22 protein-coding genes are annotated in these 20,723 nt (G+C 72.0%); 10 read left to right on the top strand and 12 right to left on the bottom strand.

The window, feature by feature from the left end:
* Nucleotides 1-26: 26 nt before the first annotated feature.
* Nucleotides 27-941: an alpha/beta hydrolase gene (locus AB0C12_RS19185; protein WP_360549650.1), complete on the bottom strand. Its 915-nt coding sequence runs from the start codon at nt 939-941 to the stop codon at nt 27-29.
* An 11-nt stretch (nt 942-952) separates the two neighbouring features.
* Nucleotides 953-1,405, bottom strand: a complete 453-nt coding sequence (locus AB0C12_RS19180) for a hypothetical protein (protein ID WP_360549648.1) — start codon at nt 1,403-1,405, stop codon at nt 953-955.
* Between the two features lie 64 nt (nt 1,406-1,469).
* Here AB0C12_RS19180 and AB0C12_RS19175 point away from each other — a divergent pair, with 64 nt between their 5' ends.
* Nucleotides 1,470-1,643, top strand: a complete 174-nt coding sequence (locus tag AB0C12_RS19175) for a DUF5522 domain-containing protein (RefSeq protein WP_360549646.1) — start codon at nt 1,470-1,472, stop codon at nt 1,641-1,643.
* A 62-nt stretch (nt 1,644-1,705) separates the two neighbouring features.
* Entirely contained in the window at nt 1,706-2,260 is a 555-nt protein-coding gene (locus tag AB0C12_RS19170; RefSeq protein ID WP_360549644.1) for a hypothetical protein, read from the top strand.
* A 17-nt stretch (nt 2,261-2,277) separates the two neighbouring features.
* Here AB0C12_RS19170 and AB0C12_RS19165 read toward each other — a convergent pair whose 3' ends face one another.
* Complete coding sequence (locus tag AB0C12_RS19165) at nt 2,278-3,027, bottom strand: metal-dependent transcriptional regulator (RefSeq protein WP_360549642.1); 750 nt, start codon at nt 3,025-3,027, stop codon at nt 2,278-2,280.
* A 279-nt stretch (nt 3,028-3,306) separates the two neighbouring features.
* On the opposite strand from AB0C12_RS19165, the gene AB0C12_RS19160 reads away from it, so the two are divergent.
* Both AB0C12_RS19160 and AB0C12_RS19155 read left to right on the top strand, forming a co-directional pair.
* Nucleotides 3,307-4,491 carry an acetoin utilization protein AcuC gene (locus tag AB0C12_RS19160; RefSeq protein ID WP_360549640.1) on the top strand — a complete coding sequence of 395 codons (1,185 nt, stop codon included), beginning with the start codon at nt 3,307-3,309 and terminating at the stop codon, nt 4,489-4,491.
* A 12-nt stretch (nt 4,492-4,503) separates the two neighbouring features.
* Nucleotides 4,504-7,050 (top strand): GNAT family N-acetyltransferase, encoded by a 2,547-nt coding sequence (locus tag AB0C12_RS19155; RefSeq protein WP_360549638.1) that lies wholly within the window; start codon nt 4,504-4,506, stop codon nt 7,048-7,050.
* A 3-nt stretch (nt 7,051-7,053) separates the two neighbouring features.
* Here AB0C12_RS19155 and AB0C12_RS19150 read toward each other — a convergent pair whose 3' ends face one another.
* Complete coding sequence (locus tag AB0C12_RS19150; protein WP_360549636.1) at nt 7,054-7,431, bottom strand: YrdB family protein; 378 nt, start codon at nt 7,429-7,431, stop codon at nt 7,054-7,056.
* A 154-nt stretch (nt 7,432-7,585) separates the two neighbouring features.
* Nucleotides 7,586-8,542, bottom strand: a complete 957-nt coding sequence (sigB, locus tag AB0C12_RS19145) for an RNA polymerase sigma factor SigB (RefSeq protein WP_360550535.1) — start codon at nt 8,540-8,542, stop codon at nt 7,586-7,588.
* Nucleotides 8,543-8,852: 310 nt separating this feature from the next.
* On the opposite strand from sigB, the gene AB0C12_RS19140 reads away from it, so the two are divergent.
* Nucleotides 8,853-9,638 carry a sporulation protein gene (locus AB0C12_RS19140; protein WP_360549634.1) on the top strand — a complete coding sequence of 262 codons (786 nt, stop codon included), beginning with the start codon at nt 8,853-8,855 and terminating at the stop codon, nt 9,636-9,638.
* Here the strand turns inward: AB0C12_RS19140 and dtd are convergent.
* From dtd to AB0C12_RS19125, 3 genes are read right to left on the bottom strand one after another with little or no spacing between them, the layout of a single operon-like run.
* Nucleotides 9,635-10,057, bottom strand: a complete 423-nt coding sequence (gene dtd / locus AB0C12_RS19135; protein WP_360549632.1) for a D-aminoacyl-tRNA deacylase — start codon at nt 10,055-10,057, stop codon at nt 9,635-9,637. The two genes, AB0C12_RS19140 and dtd, sit on opposite strands and share 4 nt — an antisense overlap.
* A complete protein-coding gene (locus tag AB0C12_RS19130) occupies nt 10,045-10,689 on the bottom strand; it encodes a phosphotransferase (protein ID WP_360549630.1) in 645 nt (214 codons plus the stop codon). The genes dtd and AB0C12_RS19130 overlap by 13 nt, the downstream gene beginning before the upstream one ends.
* Before the next feature lie 17 nt (nt 10,690-10,706).
* Nucleotides 10,707-11,042 (bottom strand): hypothetical protein, encoded by a 336-nt coding sequence (locus AB0C12_RS19125; protein WP_360549628.1) that lies wholly within the window; start codon nt 11,040-11,042, stop codon nt 10,707-10,709.
* 280 nt (nt 11,043-11,322) lie between these two features.
* On the opposite strand from AB0C12_RS19125, the gene AB0C12_RS19120 reads away from it, so the two are divergent.
* Entirely contained in the window at nt 11,323-11,889 is a 567-nt protein-coding gene (locus tag AB0C12_RS19120) for an HhH-GPD-type base excision DNA repair protein (RefSeq protein ID WP_360549626.1), read from the top strand.
* Here AB0C12_RS19120 and AB0C12_RS19115 read toward each other — a convergent pair.
* Nucleotides 11,855-14,236: a bifunctional diguanylate cyclase/phosphodiesterase gene (locus AB0C12_RS19115; RefSeq protein WP_360549624.1), complete on the bottom strand. Its 2,382-nt coding sequence runs from the start codon at nt 14,234-14,236 to the stop codon at nt 11,855-11,857. The genes AB0C12_RS19120 and AB0C12_RS19115 overlap by 35 nt on opposite strands.
* A gap of 141 nt (nt 14,237-14,377) precedes the next feature.
* On the opposite strand from AB0C12_RS19115, the gene AB0C12_RS19110 reads away from it, so the two are divergent.
* On the top strand, nt 14,378-14,719 hold the full coding sequence (locus AB0C12_RS19110) for a DUF3099 domain-containing protein (protein WP_360549622.1): 342 nt from the start codon (nt 14,378-14,380) through the stop codon (nt 14,717-14,719).
* On the opposite strand, the gene AB0C12_RS19105 is transcribed toward AB0C12_RS19110, so the two are convergent.
* Both AB0C12_RS19105 and AB0C12_RS19100 read right to left on the bottom strand, forming a co-directional pair.
* Complete coding sequence (locus tag AB0C12_RS19105; RefSeq protein ID WP_360550533.1) at nt 14,716-15,597, bottom strand: PfkB family carbohydrate kinase; 882 nt, start codon at nt 15,595-15,597, stop codon at nt 14,716-14,718. The two genes, AB0C12_RS19110 and AB0C12_RS19105, sit on opposite strands and share 4 nt — an antisense overlap.
* A 2-nt stretch (nt 15,598-15,599) precedes the next feature.
* Nucleotides 15,600-16,544, bottom strand: coding sequence for a pseudouridine-5'-phosphate glycosidase (locus AB0C12_RS19100; RefSeq protein ID WP_360550531.1), 945 nt, complete (start codon nt 16,542-16,544; stop codon nt 15,600-15,602).
* Nucleotides 16,545-16,749: 205 nt separating this feature from the next.
* Here AB0C12_RS19100 and AB0C12_RS19095 point away from each other — a divergent pair, with 205 nt between their 5' ends.
* The 3 genes from AB0C12_RS19095 to AB0C12_RS19085 all read left to right on the top strand — a co-directional run bounded on the left by AB0C12_RS19095 (nt 16,750) and on the right by AB0C12_RS19085 (nt 19,420).
* Nucleotides 16,750-16,968, top strand: coding sequence for a DUF3039 domain-containing protein (locus AB0C12_RS19095; protein WP_203765641.1), 219 nt, complete (start codon nt 16,750-16,752; stop codon nt 16,966-16,968).
* A gap of 16 nt (nt 16,969-16,984) precedes the next feature.
* A complete protein-coding gene (locus AB0C12_RS19090; RefSeq protein ID WP_360549620.1) occupies nt 16,985-17,599 on the top strand; it encodes a TRIC cation channel family protein in 615 nt (204 codons plus the stop codon).
* A gap of 99 nt (nt 17,600-17,698) precedes the next feature.
* The gene (locus tag AB0C12_RS19085) at nt 17,699-19,420 is read left to right on the top strand and encodes a DEAD/DEAH box helicase (protein WP_360549618.1); all 1,722 of its coding nucleotides are present in this window, start codon (nt 17,699-17,701) and stop codon (nt 19,418-19,420) included.
* Between the two features lie 816 nt (nt 19,421-20,236).
* On the opposite strand, the gene AB0C12_RS19080 is transcribed toward AB0C12_RS19085, so the two are convergent.
* Nucleotides 20,237-20,476 (bottom strand): hypothetical protein, encoded by a 240-nt coding sequence (locus tag AB0C12_RS19080; RefSeq protein ID WP_125803548.1) that lies wholly within the window; start codon nt 20,474-20,476, stop codon nt 20,237-20,239.
* Nucleotides 20,477-20,723: the final 247 nt, after the last annotated feature.

The raw sequence follows: 20,723 nt of genomic DNA, 5'->3' as shown, positions 1-20,723 counted from the left end.
CCGCCCTCGACCCCGACCCGAAAAACTCAGTGGCCGCCGCTGAGGAAGTCGCCGATCAGCGAAGCCAGCACCTCCGGCTGCTCGATGACCATCGCGTGCGAGGAGTCCTCGAGCTGCAGGTACCGCATCCGTGGATTGGCCCGGGCACCCGCCGCGGCCTGCTCCACGAGATACCGCCGGTGCGCCGCGTACAGGTCGGCGAAGGGCTCCTGCTCCGGCAGGTCACGGGTGGCCAGCACGGCCAGTGTCGGGGCCGGCGTGGTCGCGTACACCGGACCGAGCTCCAGGCCGTTCATCAGCGCCCGCAGTTGCGCGGATGTCTCGGCGGACGGCCGCATGGTCGTTTCGCCGTCCTTGTGCACCAGGTTGCGCCGGAAGCCCTCGATCCACACCTTCTCGTTGGCGCCCATGTCCCGGGCCGCCATCTGCTGGCGTTCCACCAGGTCCGGCAGCTCCTCCGACGGAATCGTCCGGCCCATCCCGGCGTGCATGGTGTCGAAGACCGTGGTGAGCCGGGCCAGCTCCGCCGCCGCCTTCTCCGGGTCGAGGCCGGGCAGCTGGCCGGGCCGGGTCGGCGGCGGGTTGCCGTCCAGGCTCACCACGCCGGGCGTCTCCGGGTGCCGCTGCCCCCACAGCACGGCCAGCATCCCGCCGAGCGAGTGCCCGACCACCGCGGGCCGGTTGAGCTCCAGCTGCACGGTCACCGCGGCGATGTCGCCGAGCGCCGCGTCCCAGGACCACGGACCGTCGCCGGAGCGCCCGTGCCCGCGCAGGTCCAGCGTGATGACCCGGTGCCGGGGGCGCAGGGCCCGGGCGAGCGTGGTCAGCATGGCCAGGTTGCCGCCGGCGCCGTGCAGGAGCAGCAACGGCGGCTGCTCGCCGCCGAAGTCCCGGACGGCGACAGGCAGCTCACCGGCATCGACCAGTCGATCGTTGATCACAACATCTCTCCTCAAGACTCGCTTTGCAGCCGGTCCCGCACGGCCGCGGAAGGAACTCCACCATCGGGATGACGCGGCAGCCGTCCCCGCCTGACCAGGTCGTGCACACCTTGGCGGGTGATACCGAGCATGGCTCCGGCCGTGGCGTAGGAGACCGACTCCGCGGCCGGATGCCCGACCCGCCGGGCGACCACCCCGCCGAGCGGCGTCCGCCACCAATCGACCGGCGGATCGAAGGGGCCGTCGCCCGGATACAGCGTCGCGATGAGCCGTACGGCCGCTCGCACCGCGGTGGTGTCGTCGCCGTCCAGCATCTGCGTCGCCCACTGCCCGGCGCGATGCCGGACGAGCCGGCGCAGTGCCTCCACCGCGTCGTCGCCTTCGAGCAGGACCTCCAGCGGGTCCAGCAGGCGGATGTCGAGCAGCCGGACGATCTGCTCGATCAGCGCGGTCCTCGACGGCATGCAGGTATGCAATCGCTCCTTGACACCTGGTGTCAAGTGATCGCGGGCTGGCTAGGGTGGGGCGGTGGAGAAGGATCCGCGGATCGAGGCCGCGCACGCCGCCGCGGTCGCCGCCGGTCAGGCCGGTTATCTCGACCCGGACACCGGGCTCTTCGTGCTCACCGCGGCCTTCCTGGCCAAGCGCGGCACCTGCTGCACCCGGGGCTGCCGTCACTGTCCGTACGCTGATCGTTCCTGAGTTGGGGCTTTCGTCCCCAGCCTCGCGCACAGTACGGTGTGCCCCGAAAGGGAGGACCCCTCGTGCGTTCGCGTCTCATCGCCCTCGGCGCGGCAGCCGCGTTGCTGTTTCTGGCCGGCTGCACGGACAAGAAGGACGAGACCGCGGCCATGCCTCCGGTGCAGGTCGTGCAGCAGCCCGCCGCCTCGGCCGGTGGCGCCTGCATCCTCTGGGACTACGCCTTCATCGAGCAGAAGCTGGGCGTCGCCTTCAGCATCGCCGCCTCCGACCAGATCGACGACACCTCCACCTGCGTGGTGCAGACCGAGACCGCCGCCTGGCCGGACCTCGCTCTCTCCGTGGTGGAGAGCACCAAGGCCGACGCCGAGCTGTTCACCGAGGAGCTCATGCCGGCCAAGGCGACCAAGCTCAAGGGCCTCGGCAAGGCCGGCTACCGCCTGGTGACCAAGGCCACCGGCGGGCACGGCCCCACCCTCGAGATCGGCTGGCTCAGCGAGGCCGAGCAGCTGCAGACGCTGCGCTTCACCTTCGCGAAGGACGCGCAGCGTGACGCCGTCGACGACCTCGCGCCCAAGCTGCTCGACCTGGCCAAGGCGATGGACACCACCGACGGCTGAACGAGCGGCCGGACGGCTCAGTGGGCGTCGACGAACACCCGCGACGCCACCTCACGCGGCAGCCGGATCTTGTCGCCGGAGCGGTCGATCGTCACACCGTCGCGCTCCTGCGCCACCGTCACGGTCGCACCCGGGTCGATGCCGGCCGCGTGCAGCTGGCGCAGCACCCCCGCGTTGGTCTGCACGCTCTCGCAGATCCGGCGCACCACGACACTGCCGGTCAGCCCCGGGAAGGCCAGGTTGCGCTCGCCCGCATTGATCACGGTCGAGCTGCTCTCCAGCGGCTCCTCGGCCGGCAGACCGAGCACCTCGAGGCCGGGGATCGGGTTGCCGTACGGCGACCGGGTCGGCTTGTTGAGCAGCTCGTAGACCTTGCGCTCAACGGAGTCGCTCATCACGTGCTCCCACCGGCAGGCCTCCTCGTGGGCCTCCTCGTAGGGCATCCCGATGACGTTGACCAGCAGCAGCTCGGCGAGGCGGTGCTTGCGCATGACCGCCACGGCGGCGACCCGGCCCTCCTCGGTGAGCAGCAGGTGCCGGTCGTTCTCCACGGTCAGCAGCCCGTCGCGCTCCATCCGGGCCACGGTCTGGCTGACGGTGGGGCCGCTCTGGTGCAGGCGCTCGGCGATGCGGGCCCGCAGCGGAGGGACGCCCTCCTCCTCCAGTTCGAGGATGGTGCGCAGGTACATCTCCGTGGTGTCGACGAGGTCTACGTGATGTACCTTCGTGTCGGACTTCTTGGTTGACGTGTTGTGAGTCCGCGCCATCGGTACTGACCTCCCGGAGTAAGCGTGCCTGTCAAGGGTAGTCGAGTGGGGATCTCCTGCCGAATCTCGCGGGCCCGGAGAGCGGCGCCGGCACCCAGCGGGCCGGCTGCCTGACGTCGGCGACCCGGGGCGGCATCGAGCCCGGCCGGCAGATTCGCCCGATTGGTCCGCAACGACGGTGCTCGCACTCTATCCAACCGGGCCGTCCCCGGCTCCACGCCATGCTTCCAGCGTCGGCGCACCCCCGGTTGTTCCCGCCGGCGTGGCAGCATGAGGCTCATGGCGGAGTCGACGGCGGTGGTCTGGGACGAGGCGCTGCTCGCGTACGACATGGGGCACCACCCGATGAATCCGGTGCGGGTCGAGCTCACCATGGCGCTCGCCCGGGAGCTGGGTGTGCTCGACCGCCCCGGGGTGCGCATGGTCGTGCCGGAGCCGGCCGGCGACGCGGCGTTGCTCCGGGTGCACCGGCCGGACTATCTGGAGGCGGTGCGGCTCGCCCCGCACGATCCCTTCTTCCGGGGCTGGGGCCTCAACACCCCGGACAATCCGGTCTTCGAGGGCATGCACGAGGCGAGCGCGCGGATCTGCGGCGCCACCCTGGCCGCGGCCGAGGCCGTGTGGAGCGGCGCGGCCACCCGGGCGGTCAACGTCTCCGGCGGGCTGCACCACGCCATGGCGGCGCGGGCGGCCGGCTTCTGCGTCTACAACGACCCGGCGGTCGCCATCGCGCGGCTGCTCGACCTGGGTGCGGAGCGCATCGCGTACGTGGATGTCGACGTCCACCACGGCGACGGGGTGCAGGCGGCCTTCTACGACGATCCCCGGGTCCTCACCGTGAGCCTGCACGAGACGCCGCTGGCGCTGTTCCCCTTCACCACCGGCTATCCGGAGGAATCGGGCGGCCCGGGCGCCGAGGGCATGTCGGTGAATCTGGCCCTGCCGCCCGGCACCGGCGACGCGGGCTGGTTGCGGGCCTTCCACGCCGTCGTGCCGTCGGTGCTGCGCGCGTTCGCGCCGCAGATCCTCGTCACCCAGTGCGGCGCCGACGCCCACCGGCTCGACCCCCTCGCCGACCTGCGGTTGTCGGTCGACGGCCAGCGCGCCGCCTACATCGCGCTGCGCGGACTGGCCGACGAGCTCTGCGACGGCCGCTGGGTGGCGACCGGCGGCGGCGGGTACGCCCTGGTCGAGGTGGTACCGCGGGCCTGGACCCATCTGCTGGCGGTCGCCACCGGCGAGGCGCTGGATCCGGGCACGGCCATCCCGCCGGCCTGGCGCAAGCTCGCCGCCGACCGCCGTCCCGGTGCGGAAGTGCCGGTCACGCTGACCGACGGCACCACCCCGCCGGTCGAACGCTGGGAGCCGGGCACCACACCGGACCCGGTCGACAAGGCCATCATGGCGACCCGGCGAGTGGTCTTCCCGCTGCACGGGCTGGACCCGCGGGACATCCGGGACTGAGAGGGGAATGCGGTGACCAGAGAGGCGGACGTGCTGCTCTCCGACGGCAGCGCCGTTCATCTGCGCCCGATCCGCCCCGAGGACGCACCGGCCATCGTGGAGTTCCACTCCCGGATGAGTGACCGCACCCGCTACCTGCGTTACTTCTCTCCCTATCCGCGCATCCCGGAACGCGACCTGGCCCGCTTCGTCAACGTCGACCATCACGACCGCGAGGCGTTCGTCATCGTCAGCGGCCCGCGGATCATGGCGGTCGGCCGCTACGAGCGGCTGGGCCCGGAGTCGCCCGAGGCCGAGGTGGCCTTCGTCGTCGAGGACGCGCACCAGGGCCGGGGGATCGGCTCGGTGCTGCTGGAGCATCTGGCCGACGCGGCCCGGGAGAACGGCATCACCCGCTTCGTCGCCGAGGTCCTCCCCCAGAACGGCGGCATGCTGCGGGTCTTCAGCGACTTCGGCTACCAGGTCCAGCGCAGGTACGCCGACGGCGTCGTGCACCTGGGCTTCCCGATCGCCCCCACGGAGAAGTCCCGCGAGGTGCAGGAGAGCCGCGAGCAGCGCACCGAGTCGCGGTCGATCGCGCGGCTGCTGCATCCGCGCGCCGTTGCCGTGTACGGCGCCAGCGCCAGCGGCCAGGGCATCGGCGCGGCGATCCTCGGTCACATCCGCGACGGCGGTTACCCCGGAACGATCGTGCCCGTGCATCGCAGCGCGGAACGGGTGGCCGGGCTGCCCGCGTACAGGTCGGCGGTGGAGGCCCGCGCTGAGGTTGATCTGGCGCTGATCGCCGTACCGCCGGAAGGTGTCGCGGAGGCTGTGGCCGACGCGGCCGCGGCCGGCGCCGGTGGTCTCGTGGTGGTCTCCGCCGGCTTCGCCGAGTCCGGCGTGGAGGGTGCGCTCGCGCAGCGCGCGCTGATCGACGCGGCCCACGCGGCGGGCCTGCGCGTGGTCGGCCCGAACTGCCTGGGAATCGCCAACACCGACCCCGCGGTACGCCTGAACGCCACGCTCGCGCCACGACTGCCGGCAGCCGGCCGGGTGGGCTTCTTCAGCCAGTCCGGCGCGCTCGGGGTGGCGCTGCTGGCCGAGGCGGACCGGCGTGGGCTCGGCCTGTCCAGCTTCGTGTCGGCCGGCAACCGCGCGGACGTCTCCGGCAACGACCTGCTGCAGTACTGGCAGGACGACCCCGGCACCGACGCCGTCCTGCTCTATCTGGAGACGTTCGGCAATCCGCGCAAGTTCGCCCGGCTGGCCCGCCGGATGAGCCGGGTCAAGCCGGTCGTCGCGGTGGCGTCGGCGACCCGCCCGGCCGGGCTGGCCGGGGATCTGCCCGGTCCGGACACCCGCGCGGTCACCGCCCTGTTCGCCCGCTCCGGCGTGATCCGGGTGGACACCGTCGCCGAGATGTTCGACGTCGGCCTGCTGCTCGCCCACCAGCCGCTGCCGGCCGGGCGCAGGGTCGCGATCGTGGGTAACTCGTCGGCGCTGTCCAGCCTGGCCGTGGCCGCGTGCCGGGCCAACGGCCTGACGGTGGCCGACGGCTATCCCCGCGACATCAGCCCGCAGGCGGGCGCCCACGACTTCGCCGACGCGCTGGCCGACGCCGCCGTGGACGAGCGGGTGGACGCCCTCGTGGTGGTCTTCGCGCCGCCGCTGCCCGGTCAGCTCCCGGACGAGGACGCCGACTTCACCGCGGCCCTGGGCAGCGTGGCGATGGCGGGGGAGAAGCCGACCGTGGCGACGTTCCTGCTGGGCACGATGCCCGACCGGGTGCCGGCGTACCCGTCGGTGGAGGAGGCCGTCCGCGCCCTGGGCCGCGTCGCCGGGTACGCCGACTGGCTCCGCCTCCCACCGGGTGTCATGCCCGCGCTGTCCGGCGTGGACCCGTCAGCCGCCGACATCGACGGCCCGCCCGCCGAGCTGCTCGCCGCGTACGGCATCAAGGTCGAGCCGTCCACCTCCGCCACCTCGATCGACGAGGCCCTGGCCGCCGCGGACGCGCTGGGTTACCCGGTCGCGCTGAAGGCGGCCGGTGGCGCCCTGCGGCACCGCATCGACCTGGGCGCGGTCCGGCTGGCCCTGGCCGACGAGGACGACGTCCGCGCCGCCTACCGCGAGCTGGAGTCGGCGTTCGGCCCGCACGTGCTGGTGCAGTCCATGGTCCCGCCCGGGGTGGCGTGCACGATCGAGGTCGTCGAGGATCCGGCGTTCGGCCCGGTGGTCGGCTTCGGCCTCGGCGGGGTGGCCAGCGAGCTGCTGGGCGACCTGGCCTGGCGGGCGGCGCCGCTGACCGACCGGGCCGCCGCCGCGCTGGTCGACGAGCCCCGCGCGGCGCCCCTGCTGCACGGCTACCGCGGCTCGGCGCCGGTCGACCGGGAGGCGCTGGTCGATCTGCTGCTGCGGGTCGGCCGGCTGGCGGACGAGCATCCCCGGGTCCGGGCCCTGTCCCTGAACCCGGTGCTGGCCCGCCCGGACGGCATCACGGTGCTGCACGCCTCGGTGGAGATCGGCGCGGCCGGCGCGCGCCCGGACACCGGCCCCCGCCGCCTGCACAGCGCCTGACCCTCAAAGTGGGACCCGGGGGTCGGGGTGCTCCTCGGTGCGGCCGCCGGTGGTGACGTGCAGCAGGTGCAGGCCGAGCCGGTTCCCGGCGGCGAGGACGGCCAGTGCCGCCGCCAGGATCGGGTGGCCGGTCACCGCCAGAGCGACGGCCGCGCCGCCGAAGACCAGCCATTCCGGTACGAGTCGCAGCGGGTCCGGAAGCGGCCGGCGCGCTTTCGGTGCCACCCACTGTCCCCAGACGACGGCCGCGAGCAGCGGCAACACGATCGCGACGAGCAGCCGCAGCCAGAAGTTCGCCGACGTCTGCCAGCCCCCGTAGGCCAGCGCGGCCAGCGCGCACAACTCCAGCACGAACCGCAGCAGCAGCTGGAAGCCTCGCACCCGGCCCCACCTCCCCGACGACGCTCGTTGCGGCGCCCGCGTTGATTGTCACCGAGGATGCCCGCCGCGTCAGTCGGGAATTCGCCCGACCCGCTCCCGGACACGGCGGAGGCCGGTCGCGCATCGCGACCGGCCTCGTGGTTGGTGCGGGGTGTCAGCTGGCGTAGGCCTCCAGGCGCGACGCCCGCTGCGGGTCGCGCAGCTTGGACATCGTCACCTTCTCGATCTGGCGGATCCGCTCGCGGCTCAGCCCGAACTCGCGGCCGACCTCGTCGAGGGTGCGCTGCCGGCCGTCGTCGAGGCCGAAGCGCAGCCGGATCACCGCGGACTCGCGCTCGGACAGCGTGGAGAGCACGATCTCGACCTCGCCGCGCAGTTCGCTGCGGCCGACGCTGTCGCCGGGCTCGCCGCGCGGGTCGACCGCCGCGACGAAGTCACCGAGGGCGCTCTCGCCGTCCTCACCGACGGCCTGGTCCAGGCTGACCGGCTCCCGGTCGTACGAGATGAGCTCGATGACCTGGAACTCCGGCACGCCCATGGCCTGGGCGATCTCGGCGACGACCGGCTCGCGGCCCAGCGTGGTGGCGAGGTCGCGGCGGGCCCGGACCATGCGGTTGACCTGCTCGACCATGTGCACCGGGATGCGGATGGTGCGGGCCTGGTCGGCCATGGCGCGGGTGATGGCCTGGCGGATCCACCAGGTGGCGTACGTGGAGAACTTGTAGCCCTTGGTGTAGTCGAACTTCTCGACCGCGCGGATCAGGCCCAGGTTGCCTTCCTGGATCAGGTCCAGGAACGCCATGCCGCGGCCGGTGTAGCGCTTCGCGATGCTCACCACGAGCCGCAGGTTGGCCTCGAGCAGGTGGTTCTTGGCGGCCCGGCCCTCGGTGATGATGATCCGCAGCAGCGGCGCCAGGTCGTCGCCCGCCGCGGGGAGCTTCTCCTCCGCGTAGAGGCCGGCCTCGATCCGCTTGGAGAGCGTCACCTCCTCGACCGCGGTCAGCAGGCGGGTGCGGCCGATGCCGTTCAGGTACGCCCGGACCAGGTCGGCCGAGACGCCGCGCTCGTCGATCGCGTCCAAGTCCGCCAAGGGCTCGACACCGTCAGTCATGATGGTCTCGGCAGCAACCGCCGCCGTGGACTCCGTCGCCTTCATCTGCAGGACCACCTTTCAGTCCCCTCCCCGCGTTCACCGAGTCGTGCATTCCCAGCCGCATTCGTGCCGGTGATCACTAGCTTGGCGGCAGGCGCGTTAAGCGGAGGTGAGGCAAGCGTCCAGGTGGCATGAATCGGGGAGAACCCTGAGGTCGCCAACCCGACAACCTGCCCGGCTTGGTGGGACATGTACGTACAGTGACGCAATTCTGTACGGGGCGGGGGCGCTCCATAATCGGCGGCACGGTTCGTGACAAGGAGGATTCGTGGTCTTCAAGCGCATGATGCAGGCGATGGGTGTCGGGGGCCCGTCAGTGGAAACGGTGCTCGCCAACCCCAACTGCCGCCCCGGGGGCTTCCTCGAGGGGCAGGTGCACGTCATGGGAGGCGACCACGCCGTCGACATCGAGTACGTGGCGGTCGGGCTGATGACCCGGGTCGAGGTGGAGAGCGGCGACAGCGAGTACAACACCGACCAGGAGTTCCATCGGCAGCGGCTGACCGGCTCGTTCAAGCTGGACGCCGGCGCCCGGCACGACATCCCGTTCCGCTTCGACGTGCCGTGGGAGACCCCGATCACCGAGGTGTACGGCCAGCACCTGCACGGCATGACGATGGGCCTGCGTACCGAACTCGAGGTGGCCCGGGCCGTCGACAAGGGTGACCTGGACGCGGTGGCTGTGCACCCGCTGCCGGCCCAGGAACGCATCCTGGACGCCTTCCTGCGGCTGGGCTTCCGTTTCAGCCGCGCCGACGTCGAGCGGGGCCGGGTCTACGGCGTGCAGCAGACGCTGCCGTTCTACCAGGAGATCGAGTTCTACCCGCCGTCGCAGTTCGCGGGCCGGATCACCCAGCTCGAGGTCACGTTCATCCCGACCCCGCACAACCTGCAGGTGGTGCTGGAGATCGACAAGCGCGGTGGCCTGTTCACCGAGGGGCACGACGCGTTCGGCCGCTTCGACGTCGACTACCACTCGGTGGACCAGGTCGACTGGACGGCGCAGCTCAACGGCTGGCTGCAGCAGTCCGCCCAGCGCCGCGGCTTCTTCTAGATCTCCAACCAGACGGTTCTCGGGCCCACATTCACGCTCTCCACGAGCATGTGGGCCCGGAACCGGCCGGTCTGCACCGGTGCGCCCCGCTCGCGCAGCGCCTCGACAAAGGCGGTGACCAGCGGCTCGGCCACCTCGGCGGGCGCGGCGGCGGACCAGGTGGGCCGGCGGCCCTTGCGGGCGTCGCCGTAGAGGGTGAACTGGCTGACCACCAGCAGCGGGGCACCGGTGTCCGCGGCGGAGGCGTCACCGTCGAGGATGCGCAGCTCATGCACCTTGCGGGCCAGGGTGGCGGCGGTCGCGGCGGTGTCGTCGTGGGTGACTCCGACCAGCACCAGCAGCCCGTCCTCGATCTTGCCGACCACCTCGTCGGCCACCGTGACACTGGCCCGGCTGACGGTCTGGATCAGGGCGCGCATGCCAGCACCCGGTCCGCCGCGAGGTCGAGCCGGGCCGTGCCGGACAGCTGCCGGTCCCGGAGGCGGACCACCTCGTCCAGCAGCCGGGTCGGTGCGCCGGGGGCCAGCCGCAGGAAGGCGCTCAGCAGCTCGCCGGCAGCGGCCGACCACTCGTGCCCCGGGTCGGCCGCGATCTGGGCCAGGATCAGGGCGGTCAGGCCGGTGTCGAGGTCGGGCTCGCCGGGCCGGGCGTTGCACCAGTCGATCACCACCGGACCCCGGGCGGTCATCAGCACGTTCTCCGGGTGCAGATCCAGGTGCAGCAGCGCGGAGCTGGCCGGCGCCCCCTCCCACGGCGGCAGGGCGTGCAGCCGGCGCAGCAGATCAGCGAGGATCGCGGCGGCCTCCGCCAGTCCCAGCGTGGCGGAGGCGAGCGCCTGGGCCATCGTCGGGCCGTCAAGGCGTTCGAGAATCATGTCGCGGCCGGCCGCCTCGTACACGGCCGGGACGGGATAACCGAGACCGGCGAGGTGACGCATGGCATCAACCTCGCCGGTGACATCGGCGTCACGCCGGTAGCGGCGCAGCACGCGCCGTTCGCCCAGGGCGTACACGTCGGCCTCTCGGCCGGAGGCGAGCAACGGTCCCGTCACCCGCCGACGATAACCGGTCAGTCGACCGCGTTGCTGGTCGCGTCGCTTGTGGCGCCGCCGGTCGAGGTCATCGCGCCGGTAGTGGCGTCACCCGTCGTGGTCGGCGCGACGCCGGGGCCCGAGCGCGGCTTCTCCCTGAAGCTGTTCGGCCCCGCGGTGCCGCCGGTCGTGGTCATGATGCCGCCACCCTCCGGCGGCGGACCGCCGTTGACCAGCTGCTCAGGGTCGGTGCCGGCGGCGATGGTGCTCGACAGGCCCGGGTCGTCGTCACCCTTCTCGGGGCGGTACGTGCTCGGCTCCTCGACTGCCTCGGGAGCGTAGTCGCCGTTGCCGATCTCGCTGTTGTCACTCATGGTCAGGGTTTTGCCCGAACGGCACCGCAGCAAACCGGCCTCAGTAGGAACCCGCGGTCACCGGGCCCGCCGCCGCGGCCGGCTCACCGCGGTGGCTCGCGGCCAGTCGTCCAGGATCGCCTCGGTCGCCGCCACGACCGCGGCGATGTCGTCATGCACGTAGCGGTGGTGAGCTCGGGGCGCAGCAGCGAATGGTCGATCATCGCGGCGACCTGCTCGACGGAGGGCATCACGGTCGTGAGGCGGGCTCGCAGTGCCGGCTGTCCATAGGATGTGGGCCATGACGCTTTCGCTGCCCATCGCCGCCGAGGCCAACGAGCTGCTGGCGAAAGACCCGCTGGCCCTGCTCATCGGCATGGTGCTGGACCAGCAGATCCCGCTGGAGAAGGCGTTCAGCTCGCCCTACGTGCTCGCCCAGCGGCTCGGTCATGCCCCCACCGCCGCCGAGCTCGCCGAGTTCGATCCCGAGCAGCTGGTCACGATCTTCGCCACGCCGCCCGCCCTGCACCGGTTCCCCAAGGCCATGGCCGCCCGCGTGCAGGAGGTCTGCCGGGCCCTGGTCGGCAGCTACGACGGGGACGCCGCCAACCTCTGGCGCGACGCCGCCGACGGCAAGGAGCTGGTCAAGCGGATCGCCGCCCTGCCCGGCTTCGGCAGGCAGAAGTCGCAGATCTTCGCCGCCCTGCTCGGCAAGCAGTACGGCGTCCAGCCGCCCGGCTGGCGCGAGGCCGCCGGCGCGTACGGCGAGGAGGGCTCGCACCGCTCGGTGGCCGACATCGTCGACGCCGACTCGCTGGGCCGGGTGCGGGCCTTCAAGAAGGAGATGAAGGCGGCCGCGAAGGGCTGACCAGCAGCTCGAAGAGGTCCGCCGGGGGCAGCGGCCGGGCGAAGAGGTAGCCCTGCCCGATGCCGCAGCCCAGCATCTGCAGTTCGGCCGCCTGCTCCGCGTTCTCGATGCCCTCGGCCACCGTCTTGAGGTGCAGCACCTGGCTCAGCCGCAGGATCGCCTCGGTGATGCCCGAGCCCTCCGGGGTGCCGTCGAGCTGGGCCACGAAGCTGCGGTCGATCTTGAGGATGTCGACCGGGAGCCGGGTCAGGTAGTGCAGCGACGAGTAGCCGGTGCCGAAGTCGTCGATCGCCACGTGGACGCCGTGGTCGCGCAGTGCCCGCAGTCTGGTGATGCCGGTGCTCTCGTCCACCAGGGCCGACTCGGTGATCTCCAGGCACAGCCGGTCCGGCGCCAGCCCGGTACGCGTCAGCACCCCCAGCACGTCCGCCACCAGCGACTCCTCCTGCAACTGCCGCGGGGACAAGTTGACGCTGACGTACAGGCCGCCCCACTCGACGACCTGGCGGCAGGCCGTCTCCAGCACCCACAGGCCGATGTCGGTGATGGTGCCGCTGCGCTCGGCGATCGGGATGAACCGGGTCGGTGACACCACGCCCAGCCGCGGGTGGTGCCAGCGCAGCAGTGCCTCTACCCCGACCGGACGGGCGTCGGCGAGGTCGACCAGCGGCTGGTAGAGCACGTGCAGCTCGCCGCGTTCCAGGGCGCCGGCCAGGTCCTCGCCGAGCTGGGCGTCGGCCGCGCGGTGGTCGCTCATCGACGGGTCGTGCAGCTGGACGCCGTGGTTGCCCAGGTGTTTGGCCTGGTACATGGCGATGTCGGCGCGGCGCAGCAGCTCCTTCGGGGTGTCGTCGGGCCGGCTGGTCGCCACGCCGACGCTGGCCCGTACCGGTAGCAGGTCGTCACCCAGATGGACCGGCGCCGCGGCCGCCATGGCCAGCACCCGCTGCGCCGCCGCGACCGCCTGATCCGGGCTGGTCACGCCGGTGACCAGCACCACGAACTCGTCGCCGCCGATCCGGGCGGCCACGTCGCCGGCCCGCACCCCGGCCAGTAGGACCTGCGCGAACTCGGTCAGCATGGCGTCGCCGGCGGCGTGCCCGTGCACGTCGTTGACCAGCTTGAAGTCGTCGAGGTCGATGAGCAGCAGGGCGATGTCGGTACGCCGGCCGACCACCTCGGCCAGCCGGGCGTCCAGGCCGGCCCGGTTGGCCAACCCGGTCAGCGGGTCGTGCAGGGCCATCTGTTCGAGTTCGAGCTCGCGTTCGCGCAGCCGGTTCTCGACCTGCTGCCGGCGTTCGATGTCACCGCGCAGCGCCGCCGTGGCCGCGTCGACCTTGCCCATCGCCCGGTTGCGGGCGCCGGTGAGCAGGGCGACGAGCGTGGTGAGCAGCAGTGCGATGGTCATGGCCACGGCGAAGGTGGTCCGCACGATGCCGCGGTCGGTCTCCCGCAGCAGCTGCTCGGTGGGATGCACCTCCAGCTCCCAGGTGCGTAGCCCGGCCGAGACGGTGGCGATCCGGTCGAGGGCGGGGGAGTGGCCCGCCGCGGGTGTCCCGGAGGTGGCGATGGCCCGTTCGACGGCGTCGGTCGGGTCGTCCAGGTCGGCCGCCACCGCCCCGTGGGCCTGCGTCCGCAACGTCTCCGCCAGCAGGTCCCGCCCGTGCACCCCCATGGTCAGCCAGCCGCGGAAAGCGCCACCGATGCGGGCGACCGGCACCGCGAACAGGAACGACAGCTGCCGGTCGGCCACCGGGACAGCCTGGTCCTTGAGCAGCACATAGGCCTGGCTGACGGCGAAACCGCCGACCGTGTACGCGTCCTGCAGCGCCTTGGCGGCCTCGGGCGAGGCGGTCACGTCGGTGCCGGGCCGCGCGGGCACATCGTCGAAGGAGCGGGCGAACACCGCGAACGCGTGCTCACCCTCGGTCGCGGCCGGCCGCAGGGTCAGACCGGTGGCGCCGCGGCCACGCCAGTAGGACTGGGTCGCCGCGACACCGCCGGGCGGGGTGGAGACCACGAAGCCGAGCGACGTGGCGCCGGGCAGGTGACGGTTGCTGATCTTGTTGGTGATCCAGGTGAAGTCACCGGCGGTCAGGTCCGTCTGCGAGCCCAGGGCGATGGCGACGTCGGCCAGGGTGTCGCCGTACCGCTGGATCTGGGTGGTGATCGCCCGGGTGAGGTCGCTGGTGTAGCGGTCCATGAGCTGCGCGGCGTAGCGCTGCTCGGCGTTGCGCGCGTTGCGCCCGGCGAACCCGGCGGTCGTGCAGCCCAGCAGCGCGACCACGACGACGAGGGCGACGCCCGACCAGCGCCGCCGGTTCAGCCCGCAGGGCAACCACCGCACATCCTCCCTGATCGGTAGGACCGCGGACTTTGTGAACGGTTACCGGTCGCTCCGAGCCCCGGCCGCCCGGGGCGGACTGCGTCGATTGTGGGCACCTGCCCGGTAGCGGTGCGAGGATGGGTTGTCGATCGGAGATTCAAGGTGAAGAAGCAGCCGGTGTTGATCACCAACGCCGCTCGCAGCCCGAGCGAACAGCTCCGCAGCCGCCAGATCCGTTACGTGACCATGATGGGTGGCCGGGCCGCCTGCCTGATCATCGGCGCCGTCCTGGTCAGCGTCCGCCCGCCCCTGCTGCCGCTCTGGCTGGTCCTCTGCGCCATCGGGATGGTCTTCCTGCCGTGGGCCGCGGTGCTGATCGCCAACGACCGCCCGCCCAAGAGCCGGGCCAACCCGGCGGCGAGCCCGGCGGTCAACCAGCAGCGGATCCTCGAGCCGGAGGCGGCCGAGGCCATCAAGCAGCGCACCATCGACATCGAGCCCTAAGGCAGCGGTCGCGCGCCTGCCGTCTGCACAGCCGCCGCGCCGAGTGCGGCGCCGGCCGAGAGCGCGGCCGCCGGCTCCGCACCGGCACACCACGCGGTGAGCAGGCCGGCGGCGAATGCGTCACCCGCCCCGGTCGGATCAAGCGCCGGTACGCGCACACCCGCAACCGACCGCAACACCCCGTCCCGGGATGCCCAGACGGCACCATCTGCCCCGAGTTTGACCACCACGTTGACCGCCACCGCGGTCAACGCGGCTGCCTGTTCCTCCGCCGGGCCCGTCCCGCCCAGCACGGCGGCCTCGTCGGCATTGCACAGCAGCAGGTCGACGCCGCGCAGCAGGTCGAGGAACGCCTGCGCGCCGAGCTGCCGCAGCGGCTCGGCCGACGCCGCGTCGACACTCGTGGTCAGTCCCCGCTCCCGGGCCGCCGCCAGCGCGGCCAGCCCACCCGGCCGCGACCCCGCGTGCAGCAGGGGATAGCCGGACAGATGCAGGTGGGTGACGCCCGGCGCGGCCTTGACGGCGGCCGTGACATCCGCCGGGTCCAGCAGCAGCGCGGCTCCCCGGTCGGTGATCATCGTGCGCTCGTCAGCCGAACTGAGCACCACCACGCTGCCTGTCGGTACCCCGGGATGGGCCCGCACCGCGCACCGCACCCCGGCCGCGACCAGCTCGGCGATCCGTTCCCGGCCGGCATGGTCGTCACCGACCGCGGCGATCAGGGTGGCGCCCGCCCCGGCGTAGGCGAGCCAGGCGGCCGTGTTGGCCGCCTGACCGCCCCCGCCGACCAGGATCCGCGCCTCGGTGTCGGAGCCCACGGCGAGCGGCCCGGCGTGCGTGACCAGCACGTCCGTCACCAGGTCACCGACGACCAGCACGCTCACGGCAGCGCGAAGCCCAGGGTGGCCGGGGCCGGGGTGGCCGCGGCCGCGATCCGGGCCGCCAGGGCCGCGTTGCGCAGGATGATCCGCACGTTGACGGCCAGGCTCCGGCCCTCGGTGCTGCTGTGGAAATGCGCCAGCAGGAACGGCGTCACGGCCTTGCCGGTGACCCCGTCCCGGGCCAGCAGCTCCAGCCCCTCGGCCAGGGTGCGGTCGTGCAGGGCCGGGTCGAGCTGTTCGTCGGCCGGCAACGGGTTGCCCAGCACCAGCGCGCCGGCGCCGACGCCCTGGTCAGCCCGGGCCGCGATGACGTCGGCGACCTGCTTCGGGGAGTCCAGCCGCCAGTCGACGTCGAAACCGCCGTCGGTGACGAAGAAGCCCGGGAAGCGGCGGGTGCCGTACCCGGCGACGGAGACCCCGAGGGTCTCCAGGCGCTCCAGGGTGGCGCCGACGTCGAGGATCGACTTGACCCCGGCGCAGACCACGACGATCGGCGTACGGGCCAGCGTGGTCAGGTCGTTGGACTCGTCGAAGGTGCTGTTGGCCTCGCGGTGCACGCCGCCGAGCCCGCCGGTGGCGAAGACTCCGATCTCCGCCGCCGCGGCGATCGCGCTGGTCGCGGCGACCGTGGTGGCCCCGTCGGCGCCGGTGGCGGCGGCGACGGCCAGGTCGCGGACGGAGAGCTTGGCCACCCCGTCGGCGCCGGCCAGGTGCTCGATCTGGTGGTCCTCTAGGCCGACGACGAGCTCGCCGCCGATCATCCCGATGGTCGCGGGGACGGCACCGTTGTCACGGACGGTCTGCTCGATCTCCCGGGCGACCCGCAGGTTGTCGGGCCGGGGCAGGCCGTGCGAGACGATCGTGCTCTCCAGTGCCACCACCGGGCGGCCGTCGCGGCGCGCCCGGGACACATGGTCGCCGTAACGGATGGCATAGCGGCCCATCTGCCGCGTGGAATCGGTCACGATGGCAACGGTACGGTGCCCTGCGGCTCCGTTGTCGTTGGACCGACCAGGCGTGAGGTGTCAGACTTGTGGGTTGGAGCTTCTTCCGCGGTGACCGGGGGGCACGCGGGCCCGGCAACAGCGCCGATTCACCGGTGCTGTGCCGTTGAGCACACAGTCATGAGACTCATGAAGGGCAGATGCCGTGAGCACGCAGATCCTGGAGCGTCCGGAGACCAAGGACGCCGACACCGGTCCCGAGATGTTCCACTACGTGCGCAAAGAGAAGATCGCCGAGAGTGCCGTGATGGGCACCTTCGTGATCGCTCTCTGCGGGGAGAAGTTCCCGGTGACCAAGTCGCCGAAGCCGGGCTCGCCGGTGTGCCCGCAGTGCAAGGAGATCTACGAGTCGATGAAGCACTGACCCCTGGCCGGTTCTCGTGACGGGCGGCTACAGCCTGCTGGTCGCGGACCTGATCGGCGTGGCCGTCTTCGCGGCCTCCGGCGCCAGCGCCGCCGCCGCGAAGCGGCTCGACCTGTTCGGCGTCGGCTTCGTCGGCTTCGTCGCCGCCCTCGGCGGCGGCATCCTGCGCGATCTCGTGATCGGCGCGGTGCCGCCGCTCGCCTTCTCCGACTGGCGGTACGCCGTCACGGCGGTGAGCGCCTCCGTGGCGGTGTTCTACCTGCACCCGCAGCTCAACCGGCTGCGGCGTACCGTGCTGCTCCTGGACGCCGCCGGCCTGGGCCTGTTCACCGTCCTGGGCACGATCAAAGCTCTGGACGCCGGCCTGCCGGCGGTCGGCGCCTGCCTGATCGGCATGCTGACCGGCATCGGCGGCGGCCTGGCCCGCGACCTGCTCACCGGGGAGATCCCGGTGGTGCTGCAACGCGACATCTACGCGGTGGTCGCACTGGGCGGCGCGGCGGCGGTGACCCTGCTGAACAGGCTCGATCTGGCCGGACCGGTGCCGCTGGCGTCGGTCGCGGCCGCGATGACCGGGGTACGGCTGCTGGCGCTGTACCGGCGCTGGTCGGCGCCCGTCGCTGTGCCGTGACCACGGTGGCGGCCCGCCGCCGCTATGCTGGGTTTCGCCTCTGCGGCCGTTGCGCGGGGGCATTTTGCTGTGTGGTGTGAGTCGAGAGGATCGTCGAGCTTGAGTCCGCCCCTGCCGAATCTGGAGACCTTCCCGCCGCTGCGCGCCTGGCAGCGCAAGGCCCTGGTGGAGTATCTGCGTCGGCGCAGCCCCGACTTCATGGCCGTCGCTACCCCGGGCGCGGGCAAGACCACCTTCGCCCTGCGGATCGCCGCCGAGCTGCTCGCCGACGGCACCGTCGAGGCGGTCACCGTGGTCTGCCCGACCGAGCACCTGAAGACCCAGTGGGCGAACGCGGCGGCCCGCGTCGGCATCCAGCTCGACCCGTCGTTCCGCAACGCCGACGTGCACTCGTCCCGCGACTTCCACGGGGCCGTGCTGACGTACGCGCAGGTCGGCATGGCACCGGCGGTGCACCGGCGGCGCACGATGACCCGCCCGACGATGGTCATCCTGGACGAGATCCACCATGCCGGCGACTCCCGCACCTGGGGCGACGGCGTGAAGTCGGCCTTCGAGGAGGCCGAACGCCGGCTGATGCTCACCGGCACGCCGTTCCGCTCGGACGACAACCCGATCCCGTTCGTGGTCTACGAACGCGGCGACAACGGCCTCCAGCGGTCCCGCTCGGACTCGGTCTACGGCTACTCGGACGCGCTGCGCGACGGCGTCGTCCGGCCGGTGCTGTTCATGGCGTACTCCGGCGAGACCCGGTGGCGGACCAACGCCGGCGACGAGCTGGCGGCCCGGCTGGGCGAGCCGATGACCAAGGACCTGGTGGCCCAGGCCTGGCGCACGGCTCTGGACCACCGCGGCGACTGGATGCCCCAGGTGCTGCGCGCGGCGGATGCGAGGCTGTCCCGGCTCCGCGAGCACGGCATGACGGACGCGGGCGGCCTGGTCATCGCCAGCGACCAGCAGACCGCCCGGGCGTACGCGAAGCTCCTCGGCGAGATCACCGGCCAGCCGGCGGTGGTCGTCCTCTCCGACGACCAGGGCGCCTCGGCCCGGATCGCCTCGTTCGCGGTCTCCGACGAGCGCTGGATGGTCGCGGTCCGCATGGTGTCGGAAGGCGTCGACATCCCCCGCCTGGCCGTCGGCGTGTACGCGACCAGCGCCTCGACCCCGCTGTACTTCGCCCAGGCGATCGGCCGGTTCGTCCGGGCCCGCCGCACCGGGGAAACGGCGACGGTCTTCCTGCCCAGCGTCCCGCACCTGCTGGGCCTGGCCAGCGAGATGGAAGCAGAACGCGACCACATCCTGGGCGCCCCGAAAGACCCCGACGGCCTGGACGACGCCCTGTTGGAACGGGCCCAGCGAGCCGAAGACGCCGAGGGCGACCTGGAAAAGCGCTTCGAGGCCCTGTCCGCGACGGCCGAGCTCGACCAGGTGATCTACGACGGCGCCTCGTTCGGCACCGGGGCGCGCACCGGGACGCCCGAGGAAGAGGAATACCTGGGGCTGCCCGGTCTCCTGACGCCCGACCAGGTGAGCGTGCTCCTCGAACGGCGGCAGAGTGAGCAACTGGCGGCCCAGAAGCGGCAGAAGGCGGCTGAGCCAGTCCCGGCCCAGCGGGAGCCGGTGGTGACACTGAGCGCGGGCGAACGCCGCAACAGCCTGCGCCGCCAGCTGAACACTCTGGTGGCGGCCCACCACCACCGCACCAACCTGCCCCACGGCAAAATCCACGCGGAGCTCCGGCGTCTGTGCGGAGGCCCACCGAGCGCCCAGGCAACAATCGAACAACTAGAAGAACGAATCGCCACCATTCAAACGATGTAGGTTTTCTGGCCCGTCAAGCGCCGCCCGTCCAGGCGGACGTGAACATCGACCATGGTCTCCCGGCTCGCGCCGAGGTGGTCGGCGCTCGCCGCGAGTTTGCCCGCAGAAGTCGGCCTGAACTCCAGGCGTCCCACCGTCAGCTCTGTGCAAAAGCTCAACAACCACGCAAAAAGCCGCGGTCACAACGCTGCACGCGCCGGAAGCCGGGGTTCAGACGCGTCGGGCGTCGGGCGTCGGCCCAGGCCGCGGCGGGCTGCGGAATGACGGCCTTGCCCGCGGCGTGGGGGCCGAGCCTGTGAGCGAAGGCGGAGGCGATCGGGTCAGCCCGAGTCCAAGGTAAGTGACGGCGAGGCGGCAAAGTCCCGCACATCGCATGGTGGCCGGTTCGCACGAGCTGAGCGGACTACGCGGCCAAGTGGCCGAGCCAGATGCATGTCCGGGAGGTGGGTGCCCGTGACCGGGCGACCAGGCCCGGAGTGACTGCGTGGCGCTGTGCAGGCCTGTGGCGGAGGCCGATGCGGGCGGCCAGCCGGACCAGAGCCGGCCCCTGCATGGCACGGCAGGCGACTGGTCCGGTCCGGCATGCAGACAGCGGACCCGCCGACTGCGCGAGGCGCGATTAGCCGGTCGGGAGGGCGCAGCGCCCGGAAAGCCCGCGAAGCACCACCCAGCTGTACCACAACGGGCTTGGGGGCGGGGATGACCCACGCAGACATCAAGCCTGACGGGCTGCGTGGGTCATCCCCGCCCCCAAGCCCCCACCAAAAGAAAAAGGGGCGCCCACACCGGGGCGCCCCTCAGATCGTCTGTCGGGGGTTAGTTGGAGTTAGACATCATGTCTGCGCCACGCCAAGAGAACTCCGGGTCCGCCTTGTACTGGACCGTGATCTTCACCAGGTCCTCGGCGTACCTGTTGGCGTGGTGTCCGCAGAACACCAGCTCGCTGCCACCAGCCAGGGTCAAACGGAGCTTTCCGGCTGCATTGCAGCGGTCGCACCGTTCATCGGCTGCTGGTCCGGCCACCGTTCCCGCCGGCGGCGTGAGAGTCGGGGTCATCGCCTTCCTCCTCTGGTCGTCACCGATGAACATGTTCCTCGGCTACTGCTCACCCATGGTGCAACACCCTTGGCCCTAACAGCCTTCCCACTGTGCCCCGGGGGGACCCAAGTCACATGTGGTCCGGCTAGTGTGCCGTGCTCCAAGGGTGCCACGTCAACGATCACTTCTGCACAACGGTCTGATCACCACCGAACGATGTACGGGTGGTGACCAAACAGGCACGGACTGTTGACTGAACGGGGGT

The organism is Actinoplanes sp. NPDC048967 (assembly GCF_040649415.1).
In the GTDB taxonomy this organism is placed as follows: domain Bacteria; phylum Actinomycetota; class Actinomycetes; order Mycobacteriales; family Micromonosporaceae; genus Actinoplanes.
The sequence above is the reverse complement of the archived record's forward strand: the minus strand, read 5'-3'. Positions and strand labels throughout refer to the sequence as shown.

What these genes read in the sequence shown, in the direction of transcription:
- AB0C12_RS19160 (WP_360549640.1), top strand. Translation starts at nt 3,307, where the DNA reads ATGGCGGAGTCGACGGCGGTGGTCTGGGACGAGGCGCTGCTCGCGTAC.
- AB0C12_RS19165 (WP_360549642.1), bottom strand. Translation starts at nt 3,027, where the DNA reads ATGGCGCGGACTCACAACACGTCAACCAAGAAGTCCGACACGAAGGTA.
- AB0C12_RS19080 (WP_125803548.1), bottom strand. Translation starts at nt 20,476, where the DNA reads ATGACCCCGACTCTCACGCCGCCGGCGGGAACGGTGGCCGGACCAGCA.
- sigB (WP_360550535.1), bottom strand. Translation starts at nt 8,542, where the DNA reads ATGACTGACGGTGTCGAGCCCTTGGCGGACTTGGACGCGATCGACGAG.
- dtd (WP_360549632.1), bottom strand. Translation starts at nt 10,057, where the DNA reads ATGCGCGCCCTGATCCAGACCGTCAGCCGGGCCAGTGTCACGGTGGCC.
- AB0C12_RS19180 (WP_360549648.1), bottom strand. Translation starts at nt 1,405, where the DNA reads ATGCCGTCGAGGACCGCGCTGATCGAGCAGATCGTCCGGCTGCTCGAC.
- AB0C12_RS19125 (WP_360549628.1), bottom strand. Translation starts at nt 11,042, where the DNA reads ATGAGTGACAACAGCGAGATCGGCAACGGCGACTACGCTCCCGAGGCA.
- AB0C12_RS19120 (WP_360549626.1), top strand. Translation starts at nt 11,323, where the DNA reads ATGACGCTTTCGCTGCCCATCGCCGCCGAGGCCAACGAGCTGCTGGCG.
- AB0C12_RS19100 (WP_360550531.1), bottom strand. Translation starts at nt 16,544, where the DNA reads ATGGGCCGCTATGCCATCCGTTACGGCGACCATGTGTCCCGGGCGCGC.